Source organism: Arthrobacter sp. Y3225209, assembly GCF_059090685.1.
Map to the genome: position 1 here is coordinate 88008 of NZ_JBNHFW010000011.1, position 10538 is coordinate 98545.

Annotated in this window: 11 protein-coding genes; 5 read left to right on the forward strand and 6 right to left on the reverse strand. The window is 66.6% G+C overall.

The features are described 5' to 3' along the window. Position 1 precedes the first annotated feature (1 nt). The 3 genes from AC5RVB_RS08295 to AC5RVB_RS08305 all read right to left on the reverse strand — a co-directional run bounded on the left by AC5RVB_RS08295 (position 2) and on the right by AC5RVB_RS08305 (position 3241). Positions 2–1120: an FAD-dependent oxidoreductase gene (locus AC5RVB_RS08295; RefSeq protein WP_227902052.1), complete on the reverse strand. Its 1119-nt coding sequence runs from the start codon at positions 1118–1120 to the stop codon at positions 2–4. Positions 1121–1185: 65 nt separating this feature from the next. After that, complete coding sequence (locus AC5RVB_RS08300; protein ID WP_489884321.1) at positions 1186–2148, reverse strand: phosphotriesterase family protein; 963 nt, start codon at positions 2146–2148, stop codon at positions 1186–1188. A 28-nt stretch (positions 2149–2176) separates the two neighbouring features. Then, the gene (locus tag AC5RVB_RS08305; RefSeq protein WP_227902050.1) at positions 2177–3241 is read right to left on the reverse strand and encodes a phosphotriesterase family protein; all 1065 of its coding nucleotides are present in this window, start codon (positions 3239–3241) and stop codon (positions 2177–2179) included. 226 nt (positions 3242–3467) lie between these two features. Between AC5RVB_RS08305 and AC5RVB_RS08310 the strand changes: the two genes are divergently transcribed. From AC5RVB_RS08310 to AC5RVB_RS08325, 4 genes are read left to right on the forward strand one after another with little or no spacing between them, the layout of a single operon-like run. After that, positions 3468–4661, forward strand: a complete 1194-nt coding sequence (locus tag AC5RVB_RS08310; protein WP_494142457.1) for a cytochrome P450 — start codon at positions 3468–3470, stop codon at positions 4659–4661. Then, positions 4658–4849, forward strand: coding sequence for a ferredoxin (locus AC5RVB_RS08315; protein ID WP_227902048.1), 192 nt, complete (start codon positions 4658–4660; stop codon positions 4847–4849). Before AC5RVB_RS08310 ends, AC5RVB_RS08315 begins: the two co-directional genes overlap by 4 nt. Beyond that, positions 4846–6033, forward strand: a complete 1188-nt coding sequence (locus tag AC5RVB_RS08320) for an NAD(P)/FAD-dependent oxidoreductase (protein ID WP_494142458.1) — start codon at positions 4846–4848, stop codon at positions 6031–6033. The genes AC5RVB_RS08315 and AC5RVB_RS08320 overlap by 4 nt, the downstream gene beginning before the upstream one ends. Before the next feature lie 21 nt (positions 6034–6054). Further along, complete coding sequence (locus tag AC5RVB_RS08325) at positions 6055–6669, forward strand: TetR/AcrR family transcriptional regulator (protein WP_227902046.1); 615 nt, start codon at positions 6055–6057, stop codon at positions 6667–6669. A gap of 90 nt (positions 6670–6759) precedes the next feature. Here the strand turns inward: AC5RVB_RS08325 and AC5RVB_RS08330 are convergent, their stop codons facing one another. From AC5RVB_RS08330 to AC5RVB_RS08340, 3 genes are all read right to left on the reverse strand, one after another. After that, positions 6760–7377 (reverse strand): malonic semialdehyde reductase, encoded by a 618-nt coding sequence (locus AC5RVB_RS08330; RefSeq protein ID WP_227902045.1) that lies wholly within the window; start codon positions 7375–7377, stop codon positions 6760–6762. A gap of 78 nt (positions 7378–7455) precedes the next feature. Continuing rightward, positions 7456–8199, reverse strand: a complete 744-nt coding sequence (locus tag AC5RVB_RS08335; RefSeq protein WP_494142459.1) for a GntR family transcriptional regulator — start codon at positions 8197–8199, stop codon at positions 7456–7458. A gap of 100 nt (positions 8200–8299) precedes the next feature. Next, positions 8300–8791, reverse strand: coding sequence for a CarD family transcriptional regulator (locus tag AC5RVB_RS08340; protein ID WP_227902043.1), 492 nt, complete (start codon positions 8789–8791; stop codon positions 8300–8302). A gap of 300 nt (positions 8792–9091) precedes the next feature. Between AC5RVB_RS08340 and AC5RVB_RS08345 the strand changes: the two genes are divergently transcribed. Then, positions 9092–10538: DEAD/DEAH box helicase (locus tag AC5RVB_RS08345; protein WP_494142460.1), on the forward strand; the 1447-nt coding region annotated here is incomplete at its 3' end.

Genomic DNA, 10538 nt, shown 5'->3' on the forward strand with positions numbered 1-10538 from the left:
CTCAGCGCGCCGGTGTCTGTTCCGGGAAGGCTGTTTCCGCGGACTCCGGGGTCCAGCCCAGCCGGGACAACCGCTGCAGTTCATCCGTGACGGGCTTGCGTACGGCCTGGAACTGTTCGAGGGCGGCGGGGATCGAGTCCGCAGCCAGCAGGGCGTCCGCGAGGGCGCCGGCGTCCTGGATGGCTGAGTTGGCGCCCTGGCCCTGGTGGTGCAGCATGGCGTGTGCCGAATCCCCGAGCAGGGTGACCGACTCGCTGTGCCAGACGTCCACCGGGTCGATGTCGTAGACCGAACGGCTGGTCACCTTGGTGATGTCCAGGGTGCGTGCAACGTCGATGACGCGCTGGTCGAAGCCTTCCAGGACGGCGACGAGCGATTCGTTGGTGATCACCGGTGCCCAGGAATCGTCGTCGGAGCGTGTGGTGATGTCGTAGGACACCTCGTTGCGGTGCCGCAGCGGCAGGGTGTACGCCACGGTGCCGTTCCGGGCCACGTAGAAGCGGGGGTTGTCGTCCGTGACCAGGCCAAACGCGTCGTCGATGGAAATAACGGTGCGGTAGGCATGCTCGCCGGCGAAGACCGGCGGCTTCGCACTGAACAGCTGCTGGCGGACCAGGGAGCGAATGCCGTCCGCCGCGATCACCAGATCGGCGGTTACCGTGCGGCCGTTTTCGAACGTGAGGGTGGACTGCGCGCCGTTGTCCGTGATGGAGGTGAGCTTGTGATCGGTGTGGACCATCTGCTCCGGCAGCGCACCGAAGAGAGCCTCGATGAAGTCGCCGCGGTGGATGATGCGGGTGTGGTTGGTCTGGGCGTAGCCGTGCAGCATCGGCCATTCCTCGCGTGCCAGGAGGTGGGCGCCGTCGTCGGACAGGATCCGTAGGTGGTCGCTGGGTGCGCTGACCGCCGCAATCCGGTCGAAAATGCCCCACTGGCGGAACAGTTCCACCGTGGTCGGGCGCAGGCCGATGCCTGCGCCCACCTGTCCGAAGGCCGGAGCCTGCTCATAAACGTGGACGTTTTCGGCGCCAATGCTCTTCAGCGCGATGGCCGCCGCGGCGCCGCCGTATCCTCCGCCGACAATGGCGATGTGCAGATCTTTGAATTCAGAGATTTCCATGGGTATCGCTTTCCCTGTCCGGAGCGTCGCTGCGCCGGGCAGTGTGTAGGGCGTTTCGGGAATGGTCAGGCGGAGATGGAGAGGAATTCTGCGGGGTTATCGACAAAGAGGGTCTTGATGTCTGCCTCGTCGACACCGGCATTGCGCAGGTCCGGCATCAGGTCCTCGAAGATGTAGTTGACCGTGTGTCCCTTGACCCCGGGCCAGCCAAGCGGGCTGCAGTTGGCGTCCGCGGACGCCAGCAGCCGGTTCAGGTGTCCCTTTGCGATCAGGTCAAGGAAATGGTCCAGGCGTTCCTTGCGCGGCCGGGCCCAGAACGGCGGATCGGGCAGTTCGGTCTCGTAGCCGAAGGTATCGAAGCCAATGCGGCCACCCTGGCTCATGATCCATTCGCTCGGAGTGTTTTCGGCGTTCAGGCCGTCATCTGCATGGCCGAACAGCACCCGGTCCAGCGGCAGGCCTTCCTCATTGAAGATCCGGATGGCGGGTGCCGGATCGATGGCGAGGTGGGTCAGGATCGGAACGCCGGTGGCTACGGAGGCCCGGGCTGCGGCACGGTAGATGCGCTTGTCGAGCTCGGTCATCCGGCCGCCGCGGCTCACCCCGACCTTGATGACGCCGGCCCTGCTTCCGGTGTCCCCGATGCCCACCGTGATTTCGTGGACAAAGACCGAGGCCAGGTAGGCCACGCTTGCGCGGGCAAAGTGCGGCAGAGCGGTGTCTCCGCCCACAAATCCGGTGCACGCCACAATGTGCACGCCGGTCTTTTTGGACAGGGACTTGTAATAGTCCACATCGCGGCCGTTGCAGATGCCCGTGGCGTCCACGATGGTTCCGCCCCCGTACTCATGGAACTGCCGCAGCTTCGGCACCGTTTCGGCGTACCGCTCTTCCGGCGTCTTCCACCACTTTTCGTCCAGTTCGCTGCCGGGCATGCCGTAGCCGATATGTTCGTGCACGGCTACGATGCCGAGCTCTTCGGCCGGAATGGTACCCAATACAGTGTTTACTTTTGCCAACACCAACACCTCAGAAAATAGATAAGTTTTTGATTGTTCAGACGCCGGCCGCTGCCGGGGCAGGCACGGCGCCGCGCACGGAAAGCAGGGCGCGGGGGTTATCGACCAGGAATTGCCGGGTGACTTCCTCTCCGAGTCCCTGTGAGTGCAGGAACGGAACGAAGGTGGACAGGACGTAGCTGAACGGCAGGTCATAGCCGGGGTGGCCCTTGGCCACGCCCACGGAACCGCCGGAGAGCAGGATCTGTGCGGCGTACCCGGCGTTCACCAGCTCCTGAACCAGGCCGGCCCGCCGGCTGTCGTCCACATATGCGTCCTCCCCGTTCGTGCCCACCCGGTCAAGGACCACGTAGGCTCCGCGGCGGGCCACCTCCAAGGGTGCTCCTGCCTCCACGGCGTCACGGCGGTCCAGTCCGCCAACAAGCACCCTGTCCGCCGCCAGTCCCTCCTCGAGGACAACATCAAGGTCATGCAGTGCGTCGGCGCCGAAGCGGATGGATACCGGAATGCCTGCTGCCTGCGCGGTGCGGGCCGCGCCGCGGAACAGGCTCTCCTCCGTTGGCGTCATGCCGGCGCGGTCCGCAGCCGTTGCCACCAGGCCGGCAGCTGCCCGGCGTTCGAGGCGGGGGATCACCATGCCGTCGATGGCTTCCCTGGTGAAAAGGTCGGCAAACTTGTCGGCCGGCCACGGGGTAGGCGGGTTGGTCTGCGGGGTCAGGAAGTAGCCGCCCAGCATCTCTTCGGGCCCCATGCCCGTGGAGGCGACAATGTGCACGCCGGTGGAGCGGGAAAGGGCTTCATACAGGGGAAGGTCCCGGCCGTGGAACATGCCGGTGCTGTCCACGACGGTGCGTCCGCCGTGCCGGTGGAACTCGGTCAGCTTAGCTGCCAGGGTCTCGAAGATCTCTGCCCGGTCCATGGAGATGTCGGGGGCATACTCCGCACCGGGAAGCACTGAAAGGAGGGCCTCATGCACTGCCACTGGGCCCAGCTGATCGGCGGGAACGGGGCCCAGCACGGTATTGACGGTGGCGCTGCGGCTCTGCTGTCCGACGGCGCCCGGGGAAGTACTTGCGGCGTCGCCGCCGGCGAAGTGGCTCACTTGCCTCTCCTTTGAAGCTCGGGTGGGTGCGAGGCGCATATGGCGCTGCTCACACCCGTTGTTGATGTGTGGGTAGCATCACAGATTCCTTTACACCGTGTCAAGTAAGACATCAGAACGTCAGGTTTATATGTGATGCTTGACACACTGTAAAACTTCCGTCCAGACTGTTTGCAGTTGTCTTCGCAGCCCTTGCCCCTGTCCCTCGAAACAAAGGAGTTTCACCATGAGCAGCACAAAGGTGCCCATGAACGCACCCGCCGTTTCCGACGTTGACCTCTGGGACGACGCCGTCCTGGCCGATCCGTATCCCGTGTACGCCGAACTGCGTGAGCTCGCCCCGGCGGTGTACCTTCCGCGGAACGATGTGTATGTGCTGACCCGGTACGAAACCATCCGGGATGCGCTGGGTGATCCCGAAACCTTCTCCTCCACCTCCATCGGGTTCAACCCGATGGTCAACGAGGCACTGGCAGGCACCTCCCTGGCGTCGGACGCACCGCTGCATACCCAGCTGAGGGCCACGCTCTCCGCGAACCTGACGCCGCGGGCGCTGCGCGGGCTCAAGGTGGTCATTGAGGAGAAAGCAGACAGACTGGTTGCCGGGTTGGCAGCCGGCGGCGGTTTCGACGCCATTGATTCGCTGGCCCGTGCCTTTCCCCTGGAAATTGTGGCGGACCTGATCGGCTTCGACGGTGCGGTGAAGGAGAACATGCTGCGCTGGGGACAGGCGGCCATGCAGGTGATCGGACCGCTGAACCAGCGCACCCGGGAAAGCTTCCCGATTGCCGGGGAACTGTACGAGTGGTGCTCATCCGTCACTGCCGGGGATCTGCTTCCCGGCTCGATTGGGCGCGGGATCTTCGACGCCGAAGCCCGGGGCGAGATTCCGGCGGGCTACGCCGGAAACATCATCCACCAGTACCTCGGGGCCGGCGTGGACACCACCATCGCCTCGATTGGCAATGCGGTGGCGCTCTTTGGCCGGCATCCCGGGCAGCTGGACCTCATCCGGGAGGACCCCTCGCTGGTGCCGTCCGCCTTCGCCGAGGTGCTGCGGTACTGGGCACCCATCCATGTGTGGGGGCGCCGCGTCACCGCGGACGTGGAGATAGGCTCCGCGACCGTTCCGGCCGGGTCGCAGGTGGGCATCCTCTTCGGCGCGGGAAACCGCGACCCCCGGCAGTACGCGGACCCGGACCTGTTCGATGTCACCCGCAATCCCGTGGACCACCTCTCCTTCGGCTACGGCCCCCACGGCTGCGCCGGACAGGGGCTGGCGAAGCTGGAAGGCCACGCCATTGTCGGTGCTCTGGCACGGCACATGAAGTCCTGGACAGCAGGGGAGGAAATCCGCGTCCCTGGCAACATCACGCGGAGCATTGATGAACTGCAGGTAACGAAGGTGGAGGCAGCATGAGGATAGAACTGGACCGGCCGCGGTGCGAGGGCCACGGGTTGTGCGAGGAGGCGGCCCCGGAACTGATGCACCTCGATGACGACGGCGAGCTGGTGATCGATGTTGCGGAAGTGGATCCGGCGGACGCTTCGGCGGCGAACGCCGCCGTGCGGATCTGCCCCGTGGCAGCTCTGCGGCTGAGCGCATGACACACCAGCGCATAGTGGTGGTGGGTAACGGGATTGCGGGCCTGACGGCCTGCGATGCCCTGCGTGCCGGCGGGTTTGACGGGGAACTGACCGTAGTAGGGGCCGAAACCCACCGGCCCTACAGCCGCCCGGCGCTCTCGAAGGCACTGCTGCACGGCGGGGAAGACCTCTCCGCGCATGAACTGCCCGCGCCGACGCACGGTGCCACCGAGATGCTCGGGGAATCCGCTGCCGGGCTCGATCCCCGGGCGCGAGTGGTCCGGCTGGACTCGGGAGGGGAGCTGCCGTACGACGGACTGGTGATCGCCTCCGGTTCCCGGGCGCGCCGGCTTGGCCCGGCAGCGGACGACGGCGGCGCGGGGCACGAAGTCACACTGCGGACCTTTGAGGACGCTCTCCGCCTGAAGCGGCTGGCCGCTGCCGGGCCTTCGGTGGTTGTCGTGGGTGGCGGCCCGCTGGGAATGGAAGTCGCTTCAGGATGTCTGAAATCCGGCTGCCGGGTGACCCTGGTTTCCGACGGCCCGCCGCTGTCCCGGCAGCTGGGCGGTTACCTGGCGGACATTTTCGCCACGGCGGCCACCCGGCAGGGGCTGAGGATCATCAGCGGCGGCGGCAGGGCGCAGCTCGAGCGCTCCGACGCCGGTACCACGGTTCTGCTGGCGGACGGAAGCCGCCTGGAAGCAGATCTGGTGGTGACGGCTGCCGGCGATATCCCCAACACGGAGTGGCTGGCCGGGTCCGGGCTGCTGACCGGCGGGACACTGCAGGCGGACTCCCGCGGCCGGGTGCGGCCGGACATTGTCGCTGCCGGGGACGTAGCCTGTTTCCCCACCGGCAGGGGAGTGGCCCGGGTGCCGCTGTGGACCAGCGCCATTGACCAGGCCAAGGTTGCCGCCGCCGGACTGCTGCACGGGCAGGAGGCACCCGAACTGGCTTTCCAGCCGTACTTTTGGACCGAAGCATTCGGCCTGTCGCTCAAGGCAGTCGGATTTACGCCCGTTCAGGGTGCGCCCGGCTCCTCGTCGGACGGGCCAAACGAGGACTCGCGGCTGATGTGGTGGGGCAGCCCGGACGGGGCAGGGACCGCAGTGTCGGTGAACTACCGCATTCCGGTTCCCAAGCTGCGCCGTCTGGCCAGCCAGGGACCCGGCGTGCTCAGCCCGCCGGTGCCTGTCCGCACCTGACTGACTGCTACTGTAAACAGCATGTCGTCGCTGCGTGAGGCCCAAAAACAACTGACGCGGGACAGGATTGTCGAGTGCGCCCTGGAGCTTTTCACCGCCAAGGGATACGCCGCCACCACCATCGATGAAATTGCTGTGGCGGCCGGTACTACCCGGGTCACTTTCTACGCTTACTATCCGTCACGGACCGAGCTGATGAAGGATTTCATGGGCCGGGTGAACTCTGTCCTGGAACGGGCAGCCGGTGCCGGGCAGCCGTCCACGGCCCGGGAACTCGTGGAGGTGGTCCGGGCGGGCCGGATGGCGGGCGTCCTGGACTGGCTGGAATCGCGTGCTGCGCTCTGGCCGGTGTTCCGACCCTATCTGGACGTGCTTGAGGAGGCTGCCGCCCTTGATCCCGAGGTGCGTGCACTTATGGACGGGTGGCATGAGGAAGTCATTTCCGACATTGTCCGCGGCCTGCAGCTGGCCGGACGCTTCCCTGCCGAAACCCACCACATCCGGGGCACCCTGGCCTACACGCAGTTGGATTACGTGGCCACCCTGTGGACCCGGCGGAAACTGGAGCCGAACCGGGAGCACGCGCTGGAGGTGCTCGCGGACAGCTGGTACCACCTGCTGTGCGACGATGCCTGACAGGTGAATGTGAGCAGAAGGCCCGCCGGAGTCCGGCGGGCCTTCTGCTTTGTTCTTAGTGCTCAGTGTTTCCCCAAGGACCCGTGCTTCCTAGAGCTCCGTGACCGCCGTGGCGTAGTCGAGGCGGGGCAGGCGGGGGTGACGCGGTTCCGTTGCGGCGGGAACGCCGATGTTCACCACCAGGAAGGACTGGCGGTCCAGGCCGGCATGCAGATCGGCGTCCAGCCCTGCGGCGTCAAAGCCGCCCATGGGACCGGCGGACAGGCCAACGGCACGCACCGCAAGCAGGAAGTACCCGGCCTGCAGGTGGGCGTTGTTGTTGCCCATCATGGCGCTGAGCTCGGCGTTGGCGGCAAAGACGGCGCCCTGGGCGGGAGCCGGCGGGAAAACCGTGGCGAAATGCCGGTGCCAGCTGCGGTCAAAGCTGAGGACGGCCGTCAGCGGAGCCGCTTCGGTCTTTGCTTTGTTGCCCTCAGCCATGTGGGCCGCCAGACGCCCGCGGGCCTCAGGCGAGCGTACCCAGGTGATCCGCAGCGGCTGGATGTTCATTGCCGTGGGGCCCATTTTGGTCAGCTCATAGATGTCCCGGAGCTGTTCATCCGTGACCGGCTGGTCCGTGAACTCGGCAACGGTCCGTGCGTCGCGGAACAGCAGGTCCAGGGCTGCTGAATCGAGCGCCGAGGTTGATTCGAGAGTGCCGTCGCTCATGCCCAGCAGTCCTCCTTCAAAGTAGATGGTTGAAGGTTTAACGATACGGCTGCGTGGGTGTATGTCCAAAACGAAGTCCTAGCGCCCGGTTACGAATCTGTACCTGAACTGGTCGGCGCGGTGTACCGCGGAACGCCAGCCGGCCAGCCGCCCGTCGGTGGTATAGAAAACCGTTTCGATAACCAGCAGCGGACTGCCTTCGCGCACCCCCAGTGCGGCAGACTGCTCCGCCGTTGCGGCGGTAGCCCAGGATTCATGCTCGGCCCGGCCAAGGGCAATGCCCAGCTCCCGTTCCAGCAGCTCGAAGCCCGAGCCGGACTCCTCCAGTTCGAGGACGGTCGGAGCAAAGCCCTCCGGTGCACGGATGTAAATGCGCGCTTCGAGCAGGGGTTCACCCTCCACGGAAATCACCCGGGTAAAGTGAAGCACCCGTTCCGCGGGGTCAATGCCGAGGACTTCTGACATCTTCTCCGGAGGTTCCACCCGTGCGATGTCGGAAACGATCGATGCCGGATGCAGGCCGCTTTCGGTCAGGTAATGGTAAAGATCGCCGGTACGCACGTGGGCCGGGCGGAGAATGCGCGGGCCGGTGACCGGAAAGGTGCCCCTGCCCTGCTTCCGGTAGACATACCCTTCCGAGGAGAGCTCCTTCAGGGCCTGCCGGATCGGCGCCCGGCTCACGCCGAAGCGCTCCAGCAGCCGGTCCTCGGTCATGGGCGTGCCCGGATCCGCCGTCCCGTCGGAAATCTCCGTGCGGAGGATGTCCTTGATCTGCCGATACAGGGGGACCCCGGACGAGGGATCAAGTTCGCCAGCGGCCATGGTGTTCGTACTCCAAGTGATAAACAGCGGGGATCACAGTCAACCACGATTCGGAGCCGATACCCGGACATTACGGGCGTCCGGGGCCCGCAAACCCGCCCTAGGCGGCCGCGCCTGAACTTGACCAGACGGCGTCCAGCCGGCCGCCGGCGTCGTCCTCCGAAATACCCAGGGAAAGGGAAATTTCGGTCAGCAGCGGCCGGCGGGCATGCCGGAGCATTTCCCGTTCCGCCTGCGAGAGCCCGCGGTCCGCATCGCGCAGCATCAGGTTGCGGACGACGGCGGCAATCACCATCGGATCGCCGGTTGCGATCTTTTCGCTGTTGTCCTTGTAGCGGCGGGACCACTGCGGATCCTCAGTATCCGCGGGAGCCTTCAGGACGGCGAACAGGGCAGACAGCCCGGCGGAATCAAGTACCGGCCGGAGGCCCACATGTTCAACCTGGTCAACAGGAACCCAGACCAGCAGTCGGGAGGACCGGACCTCCAGGACAATGCAGTCCTTCTGCATCCGGGGGTGGGTCTGATAGGACATCACGACGGCGGGGCCGTGGTGGGGGTGGACCAAAACCTGTCCCTCTGAAAATGGCAAGTAATTACCTCCTGGCGGAAGTCCGGGGCCACGCTCGATGCCCTTCCGGCAGGTCGCCGGCGGTAACCATCGTTTCAGCTGCGGACAGAACTGCCCGGCGTGCCAAAAGCACGGATGCACCCGGCCACCTATGGATGGAAGCAGCTGCACCTGCGAGCCCGGCCACTGGATCTATTTTACGCCGGAAACCCCGGCAAAATCCGGTGCCTGCGGCCGGATGCGGGTCCGAGGTCCGTGAAAAAACCTGCAGCGGCGCTCCTTTGGGCCGGGAAGAACCCGGCCGGAGGGCAGAATGGAAAAGTGAATGCTCCATCCTCCCCGTTTCCGCCGGACCTGCAACGGCCTTTTGACCTGTCCCGCATAGGTGCCGGCCTGGCCTTCGCAGAGTCACTCCCGGAGCTGGCGGCCCTGCTTGCCGCCGGAGCCGGGAGCGCAGTGGTCCAGGCACCGCCGGGCACGGGCAAAACAACGCTGGTGCCGCCGGCGGTAGTCAACGCCGCTGCGAAGGCAGCCGGCACCCGGGGCCGGGTTCTGGTCACCCAGCCACGCAGGGTTGCCGCCCGGTCAGCGGCCCGCCGGCTGGCCCAGCTTGACGGGTCAGCACTCGGACAGCGCATTGGCTACACGGTCCGGGGAGAGGCCCGCACCTCCGCGGAGACCATCATCGAGTTCGTGACGCCGGGAATCCTGCTGCGCAGGCTCCTGGCTGATGCAGGGCTGGAAACGGCTGCGGCCGTCATCCTGGACGAGGTCCACGAACGCGGACTGGAAACGGACCTGCTGCTGGGCATGCTCGCCGAAGTCCGGCAGCTGCGCGGTGACCTGACACTTATTGCCATGTCCGCGACCCTGGATGCGGAACGGTTTGCCGCCCTGCTCGGCGACGGCGACGGCGGCGGGCCGGCGCCGCTGGTCGACTGCCCCTCGGCCCTGTACCCGCTTACCGTCCAATGGCGCCCGCCGTCCGTGCCACGGTTGGATGAACACGGTGTAACGCGCGGGTTCCTGGATCATGTGGCAGATACCGCTGCCCTGGCGCACTCCGACGCGCAGGCCGGTGACCCCGCCGTCGACACGCTGGTGTTTGTCCCCGGTGCCCGGGAAGTGGCCCACGTGGCCAGCCGCCTGCGTTCCCGGACTCCGAAGGGAACGGAAGTGCTCGAGTTGCACGGCCAGGTCCCGGCGCGGGAACAGGACCGGGCGGTTTCCGGCCGGGGGGCGGGAGAACCGGTACGGATTATCGTGTCCACGGCGCTGACGGAATCCTCGCTGACCGTCCCGGGCGTGCGCCTGGTAGTAGATTCGGGCCTGGCGCGTGAGCCCCGGCGGGATGCTGCCCGCGGCATGTCCGGGCTCGTCACGGTCTCCTGTTCCCGGGCATCAGCCGAGCAGCGGGCCGGGCGGGCCGCCCGCCAGGGGCCGGGCCGGGTGGTGCGCTGCTACGACGACAGGGCCTACGGTGCAGCACCGGCCCACCCGACTCCGGAAATCGCCGTCGCGGACCTGACCGGCGCGGCCCTGATGCTCGCCTGCTGGGGTGCGCCGGGAGGCACCGGCCTGGCGCTCCCGGATGCACCTCCGCCCGCTGCCCTGCAGGAGGCCGTCTCCGTGCTGCGGGGACTTGGGGCTGTTGATGCCCAAGGTATGGCTACCGCGACCGGTAAGGCGCTCGCCGCTGTTCCTGCCGACCCCCGTCTGGCCCGGGCCCTCCTGGACGGGGCGGCGTCCGTGGGGGCCCGCCCGGCCG